The sequence below is a fragment of the Dyella ginsengisoli genome, from assembly GCF_044904665.1.
GTDB lineage: Bacteria > Pseudomonadota > Gammaproteobacteria > Xanthomonadales > Rhodanobacteraceae > Dyella_A > Dyella_A ginsengisoli.
This window is the reverse complement of sequence record NZ_JADIKM010000003.1, coordinates 815,220-836,351: the sequence shown is the minus strand read 5'-3', so window position 1 is coordinate 836,351 and position 21,132 is coordinate 815,220. Positions and strand designations below refer to the sequence as shown.

The following is a 21,132-nucleotide window of genomic DNA, read 5'->3' as shown; positions in this document are numbered from 1 at the left end:
CGATCGACGAGTCGTCTGAAGCGGCTCTCCCTCTGGCGGGAGTCAGGGGTTTGCGAGCTCCAACCCGGGGCGTTGCAGGGCAGGCTCCCAGCCACCGGCGCCTGTCTGGTCGAACACGTCGTGACGCTGCAGCGCGTCGCCATCGAGGTGCAGCGACAGCGCTGCACGATGCGCCGATGGCTTGATGCCACGACGTGGGTAATCGCTCCTGGCGAATGGGGCCAGTGCCAGGGACTCGACTTGCAACGCGCCGTTGCGCAACTGATCGTGAGCAGGTGTCGCATGAGCGTGCGGGTGAGCGATGTCACCCGGCGCAAGGCGGCGATGACGATTCCTGCCGACATCCCCGGCGGGATCGAGGGCGGCGTTTCCCTCCCGCCGTGTCGTCTGCCCCAGCGCTCGCGCCAGGCGCTTAACCCGTGTGCTAGTCGTGTCGACGCGATGCATAAAATTTCCCCGAACTGATGGGCCCGGCGCCAATGAATCACGCCCTCAGTTAAGGATTCGCTAGACAGATGTCTATGCGCGACGCCTGTGTTCGGCGCTCCCGATCGCGAGGCGAAACGAAACAGGGGGAAGGTTCGACTTTCCGCCGCGTGGTGATTTGGAGGCTGACGAGACACCCCGGGGATAGAGCGATCTGCTCTCGGTTTTTTTGCCGAAGCCAGGGATTAATGGAGGCCATCCCTATGAATTCTCGACGCGCTCCTGCAAACGCTGTTGCAAATAAACTTTGGCACGCATGTTTTCCTTCATGATCGGGCCTACTGGCGCTTTGTCGAGTTGTGCATTGAACAGGCTTCCGCTGGTCTCCATTTCCCAGATCCTTGCGTAATACAGCTTGTCCTCAGCCAGGTGGGCGGTAACCACTAATGCCGTGAGTAGCGGATGGTTATTCGTTATGTTGCTTCCGCGCGTCTTGCCATGCTCAAGCTCAACGGCTAGCGCGTACTGGAACTCCCACAAATGCCCAAGCGTCTTGGCGCGCTTGTATCGCCTTCCCCGCGGGAGGAAATCGGAGATGACGTCGGGCTGTGGGCTGCCCATTTTGGGTTCCAACAACCCCTTGTCGATGGCGTAGCGGAGTTGGGCCAAGACCGCCTTGGCTTCTTTTTCGGGAATGACGTTGGGTCCAAGCGGTGACTTCGGGGCGATCTTGTCGAGCACCAGCATTGACCAGTTTCGGTTGGCGGCAAATCCCAGTGAACGGCAGTAGCCGCCGACAGATTGACGACTCAGGAAATTGAAATCGACGGTTTTTCCCAGGTTGAACGCCGACAATTCATGAATGATGACTTCAGTCAGCCTTGAGACTGGTGCGCCCGCTTCTAGCAACTCCACAAACGATTGCTCTTTCATCGAAGTTCCTGGCAAGTGGTAGGCGATCTACCACCTATGGATTTGAGCTTCCGTAGCCTGGACATGGGAAGGCCGGTATGCAGGCTGTCATCCCGCTCGTGGTGGTGGTGCTCGCCGCGGCAGCTCTCGGCACGAGGAGCACGACCTGGCAGCACGCAGTAATTGTCGCTACCACGCCAAGTCGCGGTTTGACACGGATCAACACTACTTAGGCAGCAGACGGTGAGCCCGCGAAGGGCACGCGGTGCTGCTCATAGGCGCTCACACCTGTGTGCCGACTTCACCGCCCCCGCAACCCCTCCGGCAACGCTTCCCGAAACCTTCGGCTCACCATCACCGTGGTCCCGTCGCGCAGCGTGAGCTCCGCATCGCCATGCCCCCGCGGCGTCAGCGCGGCGATCTGGTCGGCGCGGACCAGGTAGCTGCGGTGCACGCGCAGGAACTGCGCGGGGTGCAGCTGGCTTGCCAGTTGGGTGAGGGTGGCGCGCATCAGGTAGCTGCGCTGCGGGGTGTGCAGTTCCACGTAGTTGCCGCTGCCGACCAGGTGGGTCACCTCGTCCAGTGGCACCACCACGCGCTGGCCGCGCTCGGTGATGACCAGCGGCGTCGGGTTGAACGCCGGTGCGGGCATGGCGGCCTGCAGGCGGCGCAAGTCTTCTTCGGCGGGCAGCGGATCGGCGTCGGCGAGGCGGGCGCGCAGGCGATCGAGCGTGGCGGTGAGGCGCGGGGCGTCGAAGGGTTTGAGCAGGTAGTCCACCGCGGCGACCTCGAACGCGCGCAGCGCGTGCTCGTGGTAGGCGGTCGCGAACACCAGCAGCGGCCACGGCGGCGGCAGCTGGTCCAGCAGGTCGAAGCCGGTGGACTCGCCCAGTGCGATATCCAGGAACAGCGCATCGGCGCCCGCGCTGGGCAGGGTGGCGAGCGCAGCGGGAAGGGTGTCGGCTTCCAGCACCACCTCGACGTCTTCGTGTTCGGCCAGCAGGCGGCGCAGTCGGGTGCGGGCGGGGGCTTCGTCTTCCACGATGGCGAGGCGCAGCGTCATGCTGCGGGCTCCGCCGTCCAGCGCTCGAGCGGAAGGGTGATGTCGACGATGGTGCCGCCCTGCGCGCCGGGGCCGATCTGCCAGTGGTGGCGATCGGGATAGAGCAGGGCGAGGCGCTCGCGCACGTTGGCCAGACCCACGCCCGGTTGCGCATCGGCGGCGAAGCCGACGCCGTCGTCTTCCACCCGGCAATGCAGCTGCTCGCCGTCGCGGTGCAGGGTGACGGCGAGCCGTCCGCGGCCGTTGCGCAGGCCGTGGCGGAAGGCGTTTTCCACCAGCGGCTGCAGCAGCAGGCGTGGCAGGCGCATGGAATCCAGCCCCTCGTCCACGGTGATGTCGACGTGCAGCAGGCCGGGTTGGCGCTCGGCCATCAGCGCGGTGTAGGCGCGCAGCCAGTGCATCTCGTCGGCCACGCGCACCCAGGTGGAGCCGTCGGCGGTCATCGCCGTGCGCAGCAGGTCGGACAGCGCCACGATCATGCGGTCGGCGGCGGGCACGTCTTCGTACATGCGGTTGGAGATGGCATTGAGCGTGTTGAACACGAAGTGCGGTTCGATCTGCGCGGACAGGTGCGCCAGCTTCGCTTCGCTCAGGGCGCGGCGCAGTTCGAGCGCTTCCAGCTGGTGACGGCGGCGCTCGCGGATGGTGCGGATCAACGCGCAGGCGATGACCAGGCTGAGGTAGGTCATCAGGTCTTTCTGGAACTCGTAGACCAGCCCGATCCACACTTCGCCGAACTCGTAGGACGAGCCCATCGCCGCGTACACCGCCTTGCGGATGGCCACGATGATGGCCACGTGCACCAGCGAGAACACCACCGCCGCCGGCAGGTGCACCAGCATGCGTCGCCACGCGCCGGGGCCGGTGATCTTCCAGCGCGATTCGAAAGCGCCCACCGCCAGCGCCAGCGCGCCGATCACCAGCGCGCTGCTCAGCTCCCACGTGTAGTAGTGCCAGGCCACGGCGTTGGGGTTGTCGCGCTGGCTGATCCACACGTTGGTGCCCAGCCACAGGCCGACGAAGGCCCAGCCGGCGAAGTAGAGCGCGAGCAGGGTCGGTCGGGTGAGCAGGGTCATGCGCACGGAGCGCGGCTCGGGCGGGGCGTCGGGGCGGGCTTGGGGATGGGTCGACATGGCGCCGCGGCTGGCCGGAAGGTCGCTATTGATAGCGTGGTGCAAGGGTGGGCGCTACCCCTGTTCATTTTCCAGCCAGCTACTGACGCGATATCCGCGTAGCCTTTGGCGGCTGCATCCTCTGGCTTGAACTCCCATGACTGATCACACCGACGCTCCGCACTCGCGTGCGGCGATCCCGCTTGCGCCCTCGCTCGACGCCACGTTGGCGGAGGCGCACCTGCCGCGCCAGTTCCGCCCGCTGGATCGCCGCGTGCTGGGCATCACGCTGGCCGCGATGGTGCTCGGCGCGGTGGTGGCCGGGGTGGCGTGGCTGCTCACCGCGCTGATCGGGCTGATCACCAACCTGTCGTTCTACGGCCGCTGGGATACCTCGCTGAGCAGCCCGGCCGGCAATCACCTGGGACTGTGGGTGATCGCGGTGCCGGTGGTCGGCGGCCTTATCGTGGGCGTGATGGCGCGCTGGGGCTCGCGCGCGATCCGCGGCCACGGCATTCCCGAGGCGATGGAGCAGATTCTGCTCAACGAGAGCCGCATCCCGCCGCGCATGACCTGGCTCAAGCCGGTGTCCTCAGCTATCGCCATCGGCACCGGCGGCCCGTTTGGCGCCGAGGGGCCGATCATCGCCACCGGCGGCGCGCTGGGCTCGCTGATCGGCCAGCTCGCCCACGTCACCGCCGACGAGCGCAAGACGCTGCTCGCTGCGGGCGCCGCGGCGGGCATGGCGGCGGTGTTCTCCGCGCCGGTGTCGGCGGTGCTGCTGTCGATCGAGCTGCTGCTGTTCGAGCGCCGCGCCCGCTCGCTGATTCCGGTGGCGCTGGCCGCGTTCGTCGGCACGGGCGTGCGCTACCTGCTGGAAGGCAACGAGCCGATGTTCCCGATGCCGGACCTCGCCAGCGCGTCACTCCCGGCGCTGGCGGTGTACGTGCTGCTGGGCTTGATCGTGGGCGTGGTCAGTGTGGGCGTCACCAAGCTCACTTACGCCATCGAGGACGGCTTCGAGAAGCTGCCGATCCACTGGATGTGGTGGCCGGCGATCGGTGGTCTCGCGGTGGGCGTGGTGGGTTATTTCCAGCCGCTTACGCTGGGCGTGGGCTACGCCAACATCACCGCGGCGATCGGCGGGCAGATCGGGCTGGTGGGGCTGCTCACGCTGTGCATCGCCAAGCTGGCTTCGTGGTCGATCGCGCTGGGCAGCGGCACCTCCGGCGGCACGCTGGCGCCGCTGTTCACCATCGGCAGCACGTTGGGTGGGGCGATGGGCCTGCTGATCGCCACGACGCTGCCGGCGCTGCATGTCGATCCGCGCCTGGCCGCGCTGGTGTGCATGGCGGCGATCTTCGCCGGCGCCTCGCGCGCGTTTCTCACCTCGGTGGTGTTCGCCTTCGAGACCACCCAGCAGCCGCATGGCCTGCTGCCGCTGCTCGGCGGCTGCGCGGCGGCGTATCTCGTCTCCGGCCTGATGATGCGCAACACCATCATGACCGAGAAAATCGTGCGCCGCGGCGTGCGCGTGCCGTCCGACTACAGCGCCGACGCGCTGGACCAGATTCTGGTGCGCGATGCGTGCAGCCGCGAGGTGGTGTCGCTGGCGGCCGACCAGCGCATGGGCGAGCTGCGCGCGTGGCTGGCCAGCGCCGGCGACGTGGCGAAGCACCAGGGTTTCCCCGTGCTCGACGCGTCCGGCAAGCCGCTCGGCGTGCTCACCCGCCGCACCTTGTTCGATGCCAGCCTTCCGGATGACGCCACCGTGGGCAGCCTCGTCCAGCGTCCGCCGCTGGCCGTGCACGAGGATCACACCCTGCGCGAAGCAGCCGACCACATGGTGGAGGCCGATGTCGGCCGATTGATCGTGCTGGGCAAGGGCGACTCGCCGCAGATGGTGGGCATCCTCACCCGTGGTGATCTGCTCAAGGCGCACGCGCAACGGCTGCGTGAGGCGCGGCGGATGTCTCGGCATTTAGGGCGAAAATAGGCGGGGAGGGGCTTCGCCGCGTGGAGAGAGGCTGGTCAAGCGCGATCTCCGCCGGGGCTGGCACTCGTTTCAGGTGAAGAGCGCCCCTCACCCCAACCCTCTCCCCGGCGTTGCCAGGGGAGAGGGAGTTTCGGCGTGTGGCTTCTGGTTGATGACCGCGCACAGATGGGATGGAGCAGGAAACATCGGGAAGCCGCGCTTTGCTCCCTCTCCCCTGGCTTTGCCGGGGGAGAGGGTTGGGGTGAGGGGGCTGCTCTTCCGAGGTAGCAGTCGTCACTGCTGGCGGCGAGTTCGGCGTGGCCGGGAGGAGCTCGCTTGCGGACGACGCTGTTGATGCGAGAGCAGGGCGAAAAGCATCGCCCGCGAGCGGGCTCCTACAGGGGGAGCCGGCTGCTTTTCTGTGGATTACTCGAACGCTGCAAGCATTTCGCGTCCGGCATCACCAGACCAGATCGTCCGGCACCTGGAACTGGCTGTAGTAGGCGTCGTCGTCAGTGGACGGTGCGGTATCGGCCGATGGCTGGGCGTGATCGAGCACGATGACGGCCTGATCCCGCTCGCGGATCTTCTCCGCCGCGGCGCGGGGCACTAGTTCGTAGCGGTCGTCCAGCGCGGCGATCACCAGTGCGCCGCTGGCCAGCTGGCTGCGCAGCGATTCGTTCACCAGCACGCTGCGGATGGCGCCGGCGTGGGTGAAGCGGTAGTCGATCTCGCCGCTGCGCTTGACCTTGTGGGTGTCGATGATCTGGCGCACCTGCGCGCGCAGCTCGGCGGCGCGGGCCTGGGCGTTGCGTTCGGCGGCCAGCGCGCGATCGCGTTCGGCCCGCTCGGCCTGCAGGCGTGCGGTGTCGATGGCGTCTTCGCGCGGCGGGGCCGGGGGCGCCTTGGCCACCTTCTGCTTGTTCTGCTCGCGCGCCACCTGGTTGACCTTGGCCTTGTTGACGAGGCCGGCCTTGAGGAGTTGGTCTTGCAACGGATTGCGCATGGGGCGGGTGCGTGGGGGGATCAGCCGGTGATTGTAGCGCCGGGAGCGCCTTGATCCGGCCGGGGCTGGCATCGGGGCGCGATGGGCTGCATGGCTCGACGCCGCCCGACTTGAGCGATGTCATATGGCGGCGTCGGAGTAGCACCCTAGACTGCCGCGATGACGACGGATTCGAACCACGCAGCCAGCAGCACCGACACCGCGCCACGGCCGGTCGGCGAGGCGCTGGCCGAGTTGGCCGCCGCGCGCTGCCGGATGATTGCCCGGGGGCTGTCGCGCAAGAAGGATCGGCACGATGGCGTGCATCGTGCGCGCAAGGCGATTCGCAGCCTGCGCGCGATCCTCGCCCTGGCCGGCGACGAGTTGGGTGACGAGGCGATTCCCATCGATCGATCGTTGCAGCGGCTGGCGCGCGGCCTGTCCACACTGCGCGATGCCCACGTGGCCGTGGCCACGGCGCAGTCGCTGGCGACGCCTGACGACGAGCAACCGTGGCTGGACGTGACGGCGCGCCTGCACGCACGCAGCGAGCGCCTGCTGGCCGATGCGCTGGCGTGCGATCCGGCGTTCTCCACTCGCCGAGCCGGCGTGGCCAGGCTGGCCAAGGCGCTGGCTGCGCTGCCCTGGCGCCGGGTCAGGCGCAAGGCGCTGTACAGCGCGCTGGCGCAGAGCGAACTGCGCGTGGCCAAGGCCGAGCGCAAGGCGAAGGAGCGGATGACCGCCAGCAGGCTGCATCGCTGGCGTCGACGGGTGCGTCGCCTGCGCATGCAGGTGGATGCCATGCGTCGTGCCGAGGTTGGCCACGAGTCATTGCGGGCCATGCAGGGCAAGCGGGTCCGGCAGCTCAAGGCGCGGACGGATCTGCTGGGGCGACGGCAGGACCTTGAAGTGCTCAGGCGTCTGCTGCCACAGGTCTGCAGTGCGGCCGAGCGGGCCACGCTGAACGCCCGGCTGCGGGAGGAAATCGCCGATCTGGACTGCACCGACTGACCGGCCATCCATCGATGGGGCGGCGGGCGGTCGACTCCATCGATGACCGGCGCCGCGTTGTGTCCCGGCGGGAAACCCCGCACGCTAGCGAGCACAGCCCTACGGTGCCCGGACTCCGCCGATGAACAGATTCAGCCTGATGCTCCGATACGTGCTCGGCGCACTGGCGGCAGTGGTGGTGTTCCTCAGCGGCGCCTGGGGCGCGCTGGCGCTGTGGTACCAGTTGCCGGGTGGCAGCGTGGGCCGGGTGCTGGGCAGCGTGGTGTGGGCGTTGCTGGTGCTGGGCCTCGTCGCGCTGGCGGTCGTCCGTCGCAGCCTGTGGCCACTGGCCGGCTACGGCGTGGCCATGCTGCTACTGCTGGTGTGGTGGTGGAGCATCCGCCCGTCGAACCATCGCGTCTGGGCCGACGACGTGGCCCAGATGCTGAGCGGCCAGGTGCACGGCAATCTTGTCACCCTGCACAACGTGCGCGATTTCGACTGGCGCAGCGACAGCGACTACGACGCGCGCTGGGAAACCCGCGACTACGACCTGGACCATCTGGTTTCCGCCGACGCCATCCTGTCGTACTGGGACAGCCGCGCGATCGCCCACGCGATGATCTCGTTCGGCTTCGACGACGGGCGGCACGTGGTGTTCTCGGTGGAGATCCGCAAGAAGAAGGGCGAGGCGTTCTCCGAGATCGGCGGCTTCTTCAAGCAGTTCGAGATGGTGCTGGTGGCCGCCGACGAGCACGACATCGTGCGCGTGCGTACCAACGTGCGCGGCGAGGACGACTACCTGTATCCGCTGGACCTGCAGCGGGCGACGATGCGCACGCTGTTCCTCTCCTACGTCGATGCCGCCAACCAGCTGCACGGGCGGCCGGCGTTCTACAACACCATCACCTCCAACTGCACGACCCTGGTCTATCGCATGGCGCGCCAGATGGACCCGGGCCTGCCGATGGACATCCGCCTGCTGCTCACCGGCTACCTGCCGGGCTATCTCTACGATAATGGCGTGCTCGACCGTCGCTGGTCGCTCGAGGCATGGACCCGCCACGCGCGCATCACCGAGCGGGCGCGGGCAACGAGACCCGGCGAGGATTTCTCGCGGGCGATCCGCGCCGGCGCCCGCACTCCCGGAGCATCCACACCATGACCCAGCGTTATGCAGCAGTACTGCGCGCCGTGAATGTCGGCGGCACCGGCAAGCTGCCGATGAGCGAGCTGGTGGCGTTCTGCGAGGCGGCGGGCTTCACCGACGTGCGCACCTATATCGCCAGCGGCAATGCGGTGTTCACCAGTGCGCTGAAGGAGGCGGCGGTGAAGCAGCGGCTGGGGAAACTGCTGCACGACTACGCCGGCAAACCGGTGGGAGTGATGGTGCGCACCGCCCAGGAGATGGCCCGCGTGCTCGCGGAGAACCCGTTTGCGGACGCTCCCGGCAACCGGGTGGTGGCGATCTTCCTGGACGCCGCGCCGCCGCCGTCCGCGCTGCACGATGTCAGCGGACTGCAGGGCGAGCAGATCGCGCTGGGGCGCCGCGAGATCTATGTGCACTACGGCGACGGCATGGCCGACTCGCGCCTGAAGATCAAGGCGGCCGCGCAGGGCACTGCGCGCAACATGAACACCGTGGCGAAGCTCGCCGCGATGGCGGCGGCCAAGGCGTAGGGCGCACCGCCGCTCAGGCGGCCGGCGCCGCCTCCGCGGGGTCGGGCAGGGGCGTGGCGAGCAGGTGGAAACCCAGTCGCTCGCGCTTGGCGTGCCGCTTGGCGCGTGCGGCCAGGGTGGCGATCATTTCCGGGCGACGGGGAAACGGGGACTGCACCCGCACCGCACCGATCGACACCGTGGTCAGCGTGAAGAACTGCCGCGCCCCGCGCCGGTCCTCGCCGTCGATGCCGCCCTGCGCCACGTCGAGTGGATCGAACAGCGCGCGTGAGCGCTCGTTGAACTCGTCGATGATGGTGCGGCAGCGGGCCGCCCAGTCCTCGCTCTGGAACAGCAGCATGAAGTCGTCGCCGCCGATGTGGCCGACGAAATCGCGCGCCGGATCGATCCGCGCGGTGATCACCGCGGCGAGCAGACGGATCATCTCGTCGCCACGGAAGTAGCCGTACTGGTCGTTGAACGGCTTGAAGTCGTTCAGGTCGACATAGGCCGCGACGAAGCTGCGCTGTTCGCGCATCAGTCGTTCCATGTGCTCCGTCACCGGGATGTTGCCCGGCAGGAAGGTGAGCGGGTTGGCGTAGCGCGCCGCCTCGATGCGCTGCTCGGTGACCCGCCGCACCAGCGACTCGCCCGTGCCCAGCCCCAGGTAGCCGCCGTCGCGGGTGACGATGAAGCCATCGGTGAGGTAGCGCTGGTCCTCGCCGCGCAGCACGTCGGCCATGCTCTCGATCGACTGCTTGTCTTCGCACAGCAGCGGGTCGGGGCGCATGAAGGTTTCGCACGACTTGCGCCCGAACAGCTCGCGCGCGAAGGGCTGTGCCAGGCGTTCGGTGAAGTCGCGCCGGTTGATCAGGCCGATCGGGCGTTGGCCGTCGGTCACCGCCAGTGCATGCAGTTCGGGGTGGCGGGCGAATGTCGCGGCGACGTCCTCGTTGCTCTGCTGGCGGCTTACCGCCGGCGCGTGGATCACCAGATGACCGGCCTGCAGCGGCCGTTGCGTCACCGGTCCGCGCGGCCGCGGCGGCACCGGCACCGTGTGGCCGTGCATGGCCTCGCGCACCTGGTCGCTGATGGTGGTGACGATCTCGCTGGTCGGGCGCGCCAGCAGGAAACCCTGCGCGTAGGAAATGCCCAGCTCGCGCAGCATGCGCAGGTCGTCGAGATCTTCCACGCCCTCGCCGACCAGGTCGGCGCCCAGCGTCTCGGCCACGCTGCACAGCGCGCGCACGATCGCCAGTTTCTCGACGCTGTGGGCCAGCCCGTGCACCAGGTAGCGGTCGATCTTCACCACCTCCGGGTGCAGCTCGTTCCACATCTCGAAGTTGGAATGGCCGTTGCCGAAATCGTCCAGCGCGATGCGGGTGCCGCGGGCGCGCAGATAGCCGACCGCGTGGGCGAGTTCGGCCGGGTTTTCCACGATGTCGCGCTCGGTGATCTCGATGGTGATGCGGTCCAGGCCCACGCCGGCGCCGGAAAGGGCGGCAATCAGTTCGTCCGGTTGCAGGCCGCCGTGGAGGATCGCCTGCGCGCTCAGGTTCACCAGCAGGCGTCCGCGCGTGGGCCGGGCCGCAAAAGCCGTGCAGACGGTGCGCGCGGCCAGCAGCTCGAATTCGCCCAGCCGCCCCTTGGCGCGCGCCAGGTCGAGCAGGTCGAGCACGCTCAGGCCGTCGGACCCCTCGGCCGGCCGGCTCAGGCCCTCGTGCGCGACCACGGTCATGTCGTCGAGCCGGACGATCGGCTGGAACACCGCGCGCAGGCCGGTGCCGCCGGTGGCCAGATCGAGCAGCGACCGGTTGCGGGCATCGGTGCCGGGGGCGGGGGTCATCGGGCGAATCCGCGACTCAGGCCAGGGCGACGCGGCGTGCCGGTTCACGGGCGGCCGCCGGCGACACGGCCGTCGCCGGCATCGGCAGCTCGCCCAGCTGGAAGAAGGCCATCTCCTCGCGCAGGGCCGTGGCGCCTTCCCGCAGGGCCCGACTGGCCGCCGCGGCCTGCTCGCCTAGCGCCGCGTTTTCCTGGGTCATCGCGTCCATCTCGATCACCGAACGGTTCACCTCGGTGATGTCGCTGGCCTGGTCGCGCGCCGAGGCCACGATCACGTGCATCGCCTCGGCCAGGCGGTTCACGCTGGCGCCGATCGATTCGATCACCTCGCCGGTGCGGGCCACGCGGTCCAGGCCACTGCGCACGGCTTCGTCACTGGCGGTGACCAGGCCGCGGATGTCCCGCGCCGCCTCGCTGCAGCGCTGGGCCAGCCCGCGCACCTCGGTGGCGACCACGCCGAAACCGCGCCCGTGCTCGCCGGCACGCGCGGCTTCCACGGCGGCATTGAGGGCGAGCAGCCGGGTCTGGAAGGCGACCTGGTCGATCAGGTCCAGCATGTCGCCCATGCTGCGGCTGGTGCGGTCGATCTCGGCCATCGAGCCGGCGGCCTCGCTCACCGCGGCCCGGCCCTGTGCGGCATGCGTGCGGGCCTCCTCGGCGGCGCGGTCGGCGCTGCGGCCCAGGTGTTCGCTCTCGGCGAGCGAGGCGGCGATGCGCGCCATCGAGCCGGCCGTGCGCTCCAGGTGCAGCGCCTGCGATTCGGTGCGCTGGCTCAGCGCATCGTTGCCCTCGGCGATCCCGGTGGCGTTGTGGTCGAGCGCGCTGGCCCGTTCGCTCACCTGCCGGACCACCGCGACCAGCTGGCGATCCATGCCGTCGAGGCTCTGCAGCAAGCGGCCGATCTCGTCGTCGTGGCCCGGATCGACCGGCTCGCCCAGCCGACCCCGGGCGATGCGCGTGGCGACCCGCGTGGCGACGGCGAGCCGCGCGGTCAGCGAACGCATCAGGCGCAAGTCCATCCAAAGCGTCAGCCCGAGCGCGACCAGCACCATGCCCAGCAGGCCATAGAGGCCACGACGGTTCGCCACATGCTGGCTGGCGGCCTGCGCCTCGCCCTCGGAAAGCGCCAGCGAGAACAGGTTTGAGAAGTCGCTCTTGAGCGGGCCGAACGCGTCCTGCAGGTCGTTGGAAACCTTCAGCCGCGCCAGGTCGTACTGCTCGGCCTTGAGCAGGCCCAGGGTCTCGTCGACGGCCTGGTCCACGGCGACGCGATGCAGTTCGATCAACCCCAGCAGCTGCTTCTGCGTGCTGCCGAGGCCGCTGTCTTCCAGCGGTGCCCAGTGCTTCTTGATGTCGACGCGGCGTGCGCCGATCTGGGTCACGGCATCGTCGAGCGAGGAAGGCAGCTCGGTCAGCGCGGCGTGCGTCACCGTCTGCAGGATGTCGTTGTAGTCGTTCTGGATGCGGCCGACTTCGGCGACCGGAGCGAGCGTGTCGGACACCACGCCCTGCAGGCGCACATCGTCCCGTCCCAGCTGGAAGGCCGCGATCAGGCAGATGCCGAGCAGCAGGCCGATCGTGCCGGCCAGTCGGGCGACGAGCCGCGCACCGAACGAGGCGCGCGGGAACGGAAGTCGGAGACGGATCGTGGGGAGGCGCAGGGACATGGGAGCACGCGAGGCGGACGGTTTCATGCCTAACGGCTATTGCGCCGTGAACTTGAGTGAAAATTCAAATATTTCTCTTATATTTCAATTATTTGAAATATATCTTTCAAGCTCGCCGAGGCGGCCGCATCGGCCTGCGGGCCAGCCGGATATCCGCCGATCGTGCAGGACGCAGAAGACAACTGCATGACCGTGCCGGTCGCCTTTCGCGGCCAACGCCCGGCGGCGCTGGAAGGGTGGTCGTCCACGACGACGGCCCGCCCGGATCGGTTGCGATCAGAGGCTGATCTGGACGCGCGCCTCCACCACGTCCGGATCGACGACCAGGCCGCGCCGGTCGCTGCGGGCCCGCACGTAGTTCGCCTGCAGCTTGAGATGACGGTTGATGTACCAGTTGGCGCCGACCGTCCAGTCGTGCTCCCTGCCGCCGGGCAGCGATGCATCGTCGAGGTTCAGCTCGCTGTAGCGCACGGCCAGTTCGACCGCGCCGGCCGCGCCCGTCGGCTTGACGTCGCCGACGTTGCCGTTGGCGTAGCTGCGCGATTCCCCGGTCAACACCCAGCTGGCGAATGCGTAGTAGCCATCGGCGTGGTAGCGCGGGCGCCCATTCCTCAGCGTGACCCGGGCGTCTAGGTACTCGGCCTGCACCGACCACGGACCACCGATCCACAGCGCCTCGGCGCCTCGGCGGTCGATGCTGTCGACGGGGGCGAGCTTGCCCGAGTCGACCAGCCTCAGCGTGGTCAGCCCCACCTCCGGCCTGGCGCGCAGGCGTGCGGCCGGATCGCTGTGGAGGCCGCGCCCGTCGGTGCTGCCCTGAGGCGTTTCGCGCGAGGCCGAAAGCCCGAGATGAACCACGTCGCCGGCGCTTCTGCGTGGCGTCCATGCAGCGCGCGCGGCGGCCATATGGCCGTCCGAATCGCCCTGCAGGTCGCCGCCCCAGTAGTAGCCCGCATCCACCAGCCAGTGCGGGCGCAGCATCGCCCAGTCTGCGCCGATGCGACGGCTGGCGTAGATCGCCTGGGTCGGCAGCGCGGTTTCGAGGAAGGTGGTCGAGCCGGTACCGGTGTTGCCCTCGAACCCCACCGGAGTCTTGGCATAGCCGACGCGAATCGCGCCGGCATCGGTGCCGAACAATGCCCTGGTCTGCACGCGGGCGTAGACGTCGAGCCAGCTCCTGGCCTGAAAGTCGAACACGGCGGTGGCGCTGTAGACGCCCTTCTTTTTGAGCAAGACGCCGAGCTCCTTGCGGCGATTGGTGTGCGCGTCCCGGAAGCGGCCGCCGTCGTCCAGGAAGCGATCGACGTCGTACTGGTACTTGAAGGCCAGGCCGAGATCCGTGCCGTCGTCGAACACATGATGGGTGGGCCAGTCGCCAGCAGGACCGTATGGCTGATGGCACGCCGCGTGAGCCGCGGTCGAGGCGATCAACGCCAGCGCAACGGGGGCGAGCTGGAGCGGCTTTCATTCTCATCGGTGCGGATCCGGAGGTGGCAGTGGGCCAGGCGGCCGATCGGATGGCGGCGCGGGCCGCCTGGTGCTGCGGCGTTGGCGCACGACTCGCTACACTCGACCTTGGCGCCGGCCGGCGCGCGGAAGCGGTGTATCGATGTTCGAACTCAAGGGCATGCTGTCGCTGCACGCGGGCGATCGCCATGTGGGCGGACTCGACCGGATCGAGCTGCTCGCAGCGATTGCCGAAACCGGCAGCATCAGCGCGGCTGCCCGCGCGGTGGGCATGAGCTACAAGGGCGCGTGGGACGCGATCGACGCGATCAACAACCTCTCCGACGAGCCGCTGGTGACCCGGGCCACGGGCGGGCGGCGCGGTGGCGGAACGCAGCTGACCGCGCGTGGCCGGCAACTGGTGGAGGTGTTTCGGGAGGTGGCGGTGCAGCACGAGCGCTTCATGCAGCAGCTCGGCGTGCTCGGCGCGGATTCCCTGCGCGACCTGCAATTGATGAGGCGATTCATGTTCCGCACCAGCGCACGCAACCAGTTCGCCGGCACGGTAGCGGCAATCCACGCCGGCGCGGTCAACGATACGGTGGAGCTCACCCTGGCCGGCGGCCAGCGCCTGGTGGCCACCATCACCGGCGAGAGCACGCGCGCGCTGGGCCTGGCGGTGGGGCGCGAGGCGATCGCGCTGGTCAAGGCATCCTCGGTGCTGCTGGGCGTGCCCGGGCCGGGCCTGAAGCTCTCCGCGCGCAATCAGTTGTCGTGCGTGGTGAATGGCATCGAGCGCGGCGCGGTGAACGCCGAGGTCGCGCTCGATCTCGACGGCGGCGGCGTGATGGTGGCGGTGGTGACGAACGCCAGCGTCGACGCGCTTGCCCTGGCCGAAGGCCAGCGCGTGGTCGCCATCGTCAAGGCGTCCAGCGTGATCCTCGGCACCACCGACTGAGTCCATCAGGCGGTGTCGCGCGCCGAGTCGCGGTGCAGGCGGCCGTCGCGGATCTCCAGCACGTGCTGGCCCAGCACCTCCACATCCGCCGGATCGTGGGTGATCACCAGCATCTGCACGTCCAGCCGCGCCTGCAGCGCCACCAGCTCGTCGCGCAGGCGGCCGCGCAGCGGCGGGTCGAGTGCGGCGAAGGGTTCGTCCAGCAGCAGCAGTTCCGGCTGCGGCGCCAGCGCGCGGGCCAGCGCCACGCGCTGCTGCTGGCCGCCGGAAATCTGCGAGGGATAGCGGTTGGCCAGGCCGTCCAGCTCGAACGCATCGAGCCAGCGCTGCGCCGCTTCCGGCACCTTTCGTCGCGATGGCTGGCGCAGGCCGGAGGTCAGCCCGAACGCCACGTTCTGCGCCACGGTGAGGTGCGGGAACAGCGCGTAGTCCTGGAACACGTAGCCAATGCGTCGCTCGCGGGCGGGTACGTCCACGCCGCGGAAATCGTCGAACAGGGTGCGGCCGCGTACGCCGATGTGACCGGCATCCGGTCGCATCAGCCCGGCGATGGCGCGCAGGGTGAGGCTCTTGCCCGAGCCGGAAGGGCCGAACAGCACCACGCGCGGGCTGTCCGAGCGGAACGCCAGCTCCAGCGAGAACGGGCGCTGCGGATCGGCCATCACGCGGCGAATGTCGACGTCCAGCCGCATCGCTACGCGCTCCTTCGCGGCGCGCGGCCGCGGGTGAGGCGGCCGGCGAGCACCAGCACCGCCACGCAGGTCACCGAGGCCACGATCACCAGCGTGTTGGCGCCGGCGTCATTGCCCGCCTCGATCGCCGAGTAGATCGCCACCGACAGCGTCTGCGTGCGGCCGGGCAGGTTGCCGGCAATCATCAGGGTGGCGCCGAACTCGCCCAGCGCACGGGCGAAGGCGAGCAGCGCGCCGGCGATGATGCCGCGTGCGGCCAGCGGCAGCGAGACGCGGAAAAAGACCGCGAGCGGCGCCAGGCCGAGCACGCGCGCGGCGTCTTCCAGTTGCGGTTCGACGTTCTCGAACGCAGCGCGCGCCGCCTTGTGCACCAATGGGAAGGCGGCGAGCGTGGCGGCGATCACCGCGCCCTGCCAGGTGAACACCGGGTTGATCCCCAGCTGCTCCAGCCAGCCGCCGATCACGCCGCGCCGACCCAGCAGCACCAGCAGGTAGTAGCCGAGCACCGTGGGCGGCAGCACCAGCGGCAGGGTGAGCAGCGCATCCACCGTGTTGCACCAGCGCGAGCGCCAGCGCGACAGGCCGTAGGCCACCGCCACACCGAGCACGAGGTTCAGCGCGGTCGCCCAGGTGGCGACCTTCAGCGAGAGCAGCAGCGGTTGCCAGATGTCGGGCGTCACGCTCAGGGCGCCAGGAAGCCGGCATCGGCCAGCAGCGCCTGGCCCCTGGCCGAGCGCACGAAGGCGATGAAGGCGCGCGCTTCGTCCGCGTGCCTGCTTCGCGCGACGACGGCGATGGGGTAGGTGATCGGCGTGGTCGATGGAATGCGCAGCGCCACGGTCACCTTGCCGCGGGCGATGGCCGCATCGGTGGCGTAGACGAAGCCGGCATCGACTTCGCCGCGCACCACGTAGTCCAGGCACTGGCGCACGTTGGTGGCGAGCACGGACTTGCTTGCGAGGCGCTTGGTTAGGCCCGCCTTGTCCAGCACGCCCTGCGTGTAGCGGCCCACCGGCACCGAGGCCGGATCGCCCCAGGCGATGCGCTTGAACGAGGCGTTGGTGAGGTCGTCCAGCGTGGTCACCTTCGCGCCGCCCGTCGGCACGATCAGCACCAGCTGGTTGGCGGCGAAATCCACGCGGCTGGCGGGCGCGATGGCACCTTGTGCCTGCGCCTTGTCCATCGCCACCTGGTCGGCCGAGGCGAACACGTCGGCCGGTGCGCCGTTGGCGATCTGCCGCAGCAGGGTGTCGGACGAGGCGAAGTTCAGCACTACGTGGGTGCCCGGGTGCTGCGCCTCGTACGCCTTGGCCACGGTCTGGAAGGCGTTGGTGAGACTGGAGGCGGCCGACACCACCAGGTCGTCGGCGCGTGCGCTGCCGACCAGGCAGGCGAACGCGAAAACCGCGGCGCCGGCGCTGCGGCGCAGCCATGGCGTGGTCATGCGTGGCCCCTCTCGTCCCGTTATGTAGGTCGCTATATAACGACGAAATCCCGCACGGGACAAGCGCCGACGCGCTCAGCGGCTGCGGGCTAGGGCGATGGTGCCGGCCAGCATCAGCACCGCGGCGAGGGCGAAGCCGGCCGCCGGCGAGTGCAGGCTCCAGGCCAGCCCCACCGCGGCGCTGGAGACGAACTTCGCCACGCCGTTCACCGTGCCGAGCGCGCCGTAGCTGGTGGCCAGCCGCTCGGTCGGCACCATCGCCGCGGTCACCGTGGACTCCAGCGCTTCCTGCGTCGCCACGTAAAGTCCGGCCACGAAGAAGATGCCGGCCAGCGCCGGCACGCCCGCGCTGCCACGCCAGAACACCAGCGCGGTCAGCGTGGCGGTGAGCACGCCCAGCGCATAGCCGGCCAGCAGCAGCGGACGATGTCCCACGCGGTCGGCCAGCGCGCCGATCGGATACGAGCCGAGCACCTGCACCACGTTGCGCCCCACGTAGAGCAGCCCGGCCACCTGCGCCGCGCGCACCACGCCCATCAACGGCGTGAGCAGCGTGGTGGCGGCCAGGATCAACAGGCTGTGCGAGAAATCACCGATGCCGAACAAACCGACCGCACCCAGGTAGCGCTTGAATCGCAGTGGCAGCGTGCGCAGCGAATGCATCAACTGCAGAGCTGGATTGATCGAGTGCTGCGGATCGCGCACCAGCAGCAGGAAGGCCAGCACTGCCAGCGCACCGGGGACCAGCGACAGCCACAGCACCAGCCGGAACGGCCACGCCGCATCGTGCGCGGGCAAGCCTTGCGCCCAGCCGAGCAGCACCACGCCCAGCAGCGGCCCGGCCACCGCGCCCAGCGTGTCGGCGGCGCGATGGAAGCCGAACGCGCGCCCGCGCGTTTCCTCACTCACCGCCTGCACCACGATGGCGTCGCGCAAGGGGCCACGCAGGCCCTTGCCGAACCACGACAGCAGCCGTCCGGCCAGCAACAGCGGCCAGCCGGCAGCAAGCGCGATCAGCGCCTGCCCCACCGGCGTCAGCGCGTAGCCCACCAGCACCAGCGCCTTGCGATGGCCCAGCTTGTCCGCCACGTGGCCGGCAATCATCTTGGTGAAACTGGCCACCGCATCGGCCGCGCCCTCGATCAACCCGAGCGCCGCCGCCGGCACGCCGAGCACGGCGAGAAAGCCCGGCAGGATCACCGTGGTGGTCTCGTAGCAGAAATCGCCCAGCGCGCTGGTGATGCCGGCGCCGGCCACCGTGCGGTTCAACCAGCGGGAGCCGGAAGGATGCGGGAGCAGGGGAGCGGTGGTTGGCATCGGTTGTCCCGCGCGCGGATGACATGGCGCGCCTGCCGGAGCTTAACGCGCGATGTCGTCCGTCACGTCCGATCGGCAACGTCCGGGCAGCGCAACCCGCGATACCTCCGGTAGCAGCGGGTCACCGGGCATGCCGGTGACCTGTGTCCGACACGGCCTGCTTCGCCGACGGCAACCGGACGATGCGATCCGGCGTTCCGCCGCGCAAGGGGAAACAGCAGGCCGAGCGTTCATGCGCTCGATGTAGTTGCGGCTCGCCGGGAATCATCCATGCACGAACGGCTTGCGAATCGACCCGTGACAGCCGCGGCAGCGGTCAGCTTTCAGTTGCCTGTGCGGAGACGTCGGATAATGCCCTCGCGCGCAGCCTGCGCCGACTTTTCCGCAATAGCGTGTCCAGTATCGACGCCCGGTCTCCCGCACCGTCGAGGCGACAGTCGAGAAAAACGTCCATGAGCACGCCCGCGTCCACGCCAAGCGCGTCGCAATAACGGACGTATTCGATGACATCGATTCGCCGTTCGCCGCGCTCGCATTTGGAAACATAGGACTGGGTGGTTCGCAGCCGCTGCGCGAGCATGGATTGGGTAACACCCAATGCTTCGCGGACCTGTTGCATGAAGCCAAGCAGCAGGCGGTATTCGTGATTGTGGATAGAACGCATCATTGCGCAACTTCAGCCTGGTGAGGCACCGTAGGGTCCGCTTGCCAATAGTCCAAAACAGAATATTTTGCGTTTAAGATCTATAGCGTGCGGTCGTTAATGACCTCGCTGCCAAGCCGGCCATCGGCTGGGCGGCAGACTGGCATTGCCGGTCGTCGGGAACGACGTGGAGCCGGGCCCATGGCTCGGTCCAGACAAAAGACATTCGAAACAGAACATTCCGAACGGGCTGGCTTCGGCAGATGACAGTGAAGTCATTCGGTTCTCACTTATCTGGAGAACGGGTATGCATTTTCCGCAGTGGTCGATCAAGGTCAGGTTGATAGTCACGTTGGGCACCCTCGCCGCGTTGCTCGCAACGGTAGGAGTCATGGGTATTGCAGATTTGAGTAGCAGCAATGCTGCCCTGCGCGACATGCACGCGAACAAGTTAATACCCGCCATGTCGTTGGCGCGTGGACTGGATTTGCTCGGCGGCGAAAGGACTTCCCTTCATCGCGCCCTGGGTGCACGCGACCCGGATCATGCCGCTACTTTCGAGAAGTCCCTGCGGAGTGATGACGGTGATCTGGCGCAATTGCTTGCAAAATTCCATGCGGCAGAACTTTCTCCGGAAGAAAATGCGATCGGCCATCGGCTGGATGCCGATTACGGCGATTTCCGGAACGCGATGAACAGTGCCGCCAAGGCACTGGACGCGAAGCAGTACGATCTGGCTGCGCAGACCATGGATGGGGCTGGCGAGAAGAGCTACACATCCCTGCGCGGCGACATCGGGGACCTGTTTACCCTGCAGGACAAGATCGCCAAGGCCGCGTATGGAGCGGATGAGCAAAGGGCATCGCGGTCGGCCAAGACCACGATCGCAGCCATCGCATTCGGCCTGGCTTTGAGCGGAGCCATCGGCTTCCAGTTGGTACGGTCGATCTCCCGCTCGCTCGCCGAGGCCATGCGCGTGGCCGACAACATCGCGGGAGGCAAGCTCAACAACCGCATCGAGCGGATCTCGGGAGACGAGGTCGGCCGTCTGCTGCAATCGTTGGCACACATGGACGCGAAACTCGCCGAGGTCGTGGCGGATGTCCGGGCAGGCTCCGAATCGGTCAGCACCGCTGCCCGGCAAATTGCGCAGGGCAACGACGACTTGAGCCAGCGCACCCAGGAGCAGGCTTCCAGCCTGGAGGAAACGGCGGCCTCGATGGAGGAGATGACCGCCACGGTGAAGCAGAACGCCGAGAACGCCTCGCACGCCAATCAGCTGGCACGAGGCGCACGCGAACAAGCCGAGCATGGCGGTGCCGTGGTCAGCAAGACGGTCGAGGCGATGGGGGCGATTTCGGCCTCCAGCCAGAAGATCGCGGACATCGTGGGCTTGATCGACGAGATCGCCTTCCAGACCAACCTGCTCGCCCTGAACGCCGCCGTGGAGGCGGCCCGCGCCGGCGACCAGGGGCGCGGCTTTGCCGTGGTCGCATCCGAGGTGCGCAACCTTGCCCAGCGCAGCGCCCTGGCGGCCAAGGAGATCAAGACTCTGATCGGCGACAGCGTCGAGCGGGTGAAGATGGGCTCCGGGCTGGTCGACGAATCCGGGCGCTCGCTCGCGGCCATCGTCGAAAGCATCAAGAAGGTGACCGACATCGTGGCCGAGATCGCCGCGGCGAGCACCGAGCAGTCGGCCGGCATCGAACAGGTGAACATGGCGGTGACCCAGATGGACGAGGTCACGCAGCAGAACGCCGCACTGGTGGAGGAGGCCGCTTCGGCAAGCCGCGCCATGGAGGAGCAGGCGATGAACCTGCGCAGGCAGGTGGCCTACTTCCACACCGAAGAAATCCAGGAAGCCTCCGTCACGCCCACTCACGATAAACGAACCAGCCGCGCGCATCGGGCGCATGCGCATGCGGGTGACCGCAAGCTTGCTTCGGCGCGGCCGCACCGCGTCGAGGACAAATCCGTCTGGAAGGAGTTCTAGTCGAG

General features: G+C 68.3%; 19 protein-coding genes. 7 read left to right on the top strand and 12 right to left on the bottom strand.

From position 1 onward, the window contains the following. The first annotated feature begins 120 nt into the window (after nucleotides 1-120). Complete coding sequence (locus ISP17_RS14015) at nucleotides 121-465, top strand: hypothetical protein (RefSeq protein ID WP_404634164.1); 345 nt, start codon at nucleotides 121-123, stop codon at nucleotides 463-465. 222 nt (nucleotides 466-687) lie between these two features. Here ISP17_RS14015 and ISP17_RS14010 read toward each other — a convergent pair whose 3' ends face one another. The 3 genes from ISP17_RS14010 to ISP17_RS14000 form a co-directional block, all read right to left on the bottom strand. Then, nucleotides 688-1,359, bottom strand: a complete 672-nt coding sequence (locus ISP17_RS14010; RefSeq protein WP_404634162.1) for a hypothetical protein — start codon at nucleotides 1,357-1,359, stop codon at nucleotides 688-690. A 280-nt stretch (nucleotides 1,360-1,639) separates the two neighbouring features. Then, nucleotides 1,640-2,401 carry a LytR/AlgR family response regulator transcription factor gene (locus ISP17_RS14005; RefSeq protein WP_404634160.1) on the bottom strand — a complete coding sequence of 254 codons (762 nt, stop codon included), beginning with the start codon at nucleotides 2,399-2,401 and terminating at the stop codon, nucleotides 1,640-1,642. After that, a complete protein-coding gene (locus ISP17_RS14000) occupies nucleotides 2,398-3,534 on the bottom strand; it encodes a sensor histidine kinase (RefSeq protein ID WP_404634158.1) in 1,137 nt (378 codons plus the stop codon). The genes ISP17_RS14005 and ISP17_RS14000 overlap by 4 nt, the downstream gene beginning before the upstream one ends. Nucleotides 3,535-3,670: 136 nt before the next feature. Here ISP17_RS14000 and ISP17_RS13995 point away from each other — a divergent pair, with 136 nt between their 5' ends. Beyond that, nucleotides 3,671-5,509 carry a chloride channel protein gene (locus tag ISP17_RS13995; RefSeq protein WP_404634156.1) on the top strand — a complete coding sequence of 613 codons (1,839 nt, stop codon included), beginning with the start codon at nucleotides 3,671-3,673 and terminating at the stop codon, nucleotides 5,507-5,509. Between the two features lie 439 nt (nucleotides 5,510-5,948). Here the strand turns inward: ISP17_RS13995 and ISP17_RS13990 are convergent, their stop codons facing one another. After that, the gene (locus tag ISP17_RS13990) at nucleotides 5,949-6,494 is read right to left on the bottom strand and encodes a DUF2058 domain-containing protein (RefSeq protein ID WP_404634154.1); all 546 of its coding nucleotides are present in this window, start codon (nucleotides 6,492-6,494) and stop codon (nucleotides 5,949-5,951) included. 159 nt (nucleotides 6,495-6,653) lie between these two features. Between ISP17_RS13990 and ISP17_RS13985 the strand changes: the two genes are divergently transcribed. The 3 genes from ISP17_RS13985 (at nucleotide 6,654) to ISP17_RS13975 (ending at nucleotide 9,143) form a co-directional block, all read left to right on the top strand. Further along, nucleotides 6,654-7,484 carry a CHAD domain-containing protein gene (locus tag ISP17_RS13985; protein ID WP_404634152.1) on the top strand — a complete coding sequence of 277 codons (831 nt, stop codon included), beginning with the start codon at nucleotides 6,654-6,656 and terminating at the stop codon, nucleotides 7,482-7,484. Nucleotides 7,485-7,605: 121 nt separating this feature from the next. Next, entirely contained in the window at nucleotides 7,606-8,628 is a 1,023-nt protein-coding gene (locus ISP17_RS13980) for an Lnb N-terminal periplasmic domain-containing protein (RefSeq protein WP_404634150.1), read from the top strand. After that, on the top strand, nucleotides 8,625-9,143 hold the full coding sequence (locus tag ISP17_RS13975; protein ID WP_404634148.1) for a DUF1697 domain-containing protein: 519 nt from the start codon (nucleotides 8,625-8,627) through the stop codon (nucleotides 9,141-9,143). Before ISP17_RS13980 ends, ISP17_RS13975 begins: the two co-directional genes overlap by 4 nt. A 13-nt stretch (nucleotides 9,144-9,156) precedes the next feature. Here the strand turns inward: ISP17_RS13975 and ISP17_RS13970 are convergent, their stop codons facing one another. From ISP17_RS13970 to ISP17_RS13960, 3 genes are all read right to left on the bottom strand, one after another. Next, nucleotides 9,157-10,968: an EAL domain-containing protein gene (locus tag ISP17_RS13970; protein ID WP_404634145.1), complete on the bottom strand. Its 1,812-nt coding sequence runs from the start codon at nucleotides 10,966-10,968 to the stop codon at nucleotides 9,157-9,159. Nucleotides 10,969-10,984: 16 nt separating this feature from the next. Continuing rightward, nucleotides 10,985-12,634 (bottom strand): methyl-accepting chemotaxis protein, encoded by a 1,650-nt coding sequence (locus ISP17_RS13965; protein WP_404634143.1) that lies wholly within the window; start codon nucleotides 12,632-12,634, stop codon nucleotides 10,985-10,987. A gap of 276 nt (nucleotides 12,635-12,910) precedes the next feature. Beyond that, nucleotides 12,911-14,071: an OprO/OprP family phosphate-selective porin gene (locus ISP17_RS13960; protein WP_404634328.1), complete on the bottom strand. Its 1,161-nt coding sequence runs from the start codon at nucleotides 14,069-14,071 to the stop codon at nucleotides 12,911-12,913. A gap of 172 nt (nucleotides 14,072-14,243) precedes the next feature. Between ISP17_RS13960 and ISP17_RS13955 the strand changes: the two genes are divergently transcribed. Further along, entirely contained in the window at nucleotides 14,244-15,038 is a 795-nt protein-coding gene (locus ISP17_RS13955; protein ID WP_404634141.1) for a TOBE domain-containing protein, read from the top strand. A gap of 5 nt (nucleotides 15,039-15,043) precedes the next feature. On the opposite strand, the gene ISP17_RS13950 is transcribed toward ISP17_RS13955, so the two are convergent. The 5 genes from ISP17_RS13950 to ISP17_RS13930 form a co-directional block, all read right to left on the bottom strand. Further along, complete coding sequence (locus ISP17_RS13950; RefSeq protein ID WP_404634139.1) at nucleotides 15,044-15,730, bottom strand: ABC transporter ATP-binding protein; 687 nt, start codon at nucleotides 15,728-15,730, stop codon at nucleotides 15,044-15,046. Between the two features lie 2 nt (nucleotides 15,731-15,732). Further along, entirely contained in the window at nucleotides 15,733-16,410 is a 678-nt protein-coding gene (modB, locus tag ISP17_RS13945) for a molybdate ABC transporter permease subunit (protein WP_404634137.1), read from the bottom strand. A gap of 2 nt (nucleotides 16,411-16,412) precedes the next feature. After that, nucleotides 16,413-17,174 (bottom strand): molybdate ABC transporter substrate-binding protein, encoded by a 762-nt coding sequence (gene modA / locus ISP17_RS13940; RefSeq protein WP_404634135.1) that lies wholly within the window; start codon nucleotides 17,172-17,174, stop codon nucleotides 16,413-16,415. 75 nt (nucleotides 17,175-17,249) lie between these two features. Continuing rightward, entirely contained in the window at nucleotides 17,250-18,491 is a 1,242-nt protein-coding gene (locus tag ISP17_RS13935) for an MFS transporter (RefSeq protein ID WP_404634133.1), read from the bottom strand. Nucleotides 18,492-18,807: 316 nt separating this feature from the next. After that, nucleotides 18,808-19,158: a helix-turn-helix domain-containing protein gene (locus ISP17_RS13930; RefSeq protein WP_404634131.1), complete on the bottom strand. Its 351-nt coding sequence runs from the start codon at nucleotides 19,156-19,158 to the stop codon at nucleotides 18,808-18,810. A gap of 283 nt (nucleotides 19,159-19,441) precedes the next feature. Between ISP17_RS13930 and ISP17_RS13925 the strand changes: the two genes are divergently transcribed. Then, nucleotides 19,442-21,127, top strand: a complete 1,686-nt coding sequence (locus ISP17_RS13925) for a methyl-accepting chemotaxis protein (RefSeq protein WP_404634129.1) — start codon at nucleotides 19,442-19,444, stop codon at nucleotides 21,125-21,127. Nucleotides 21,128-21,132 lie beyond the last annotated feature (5 nt).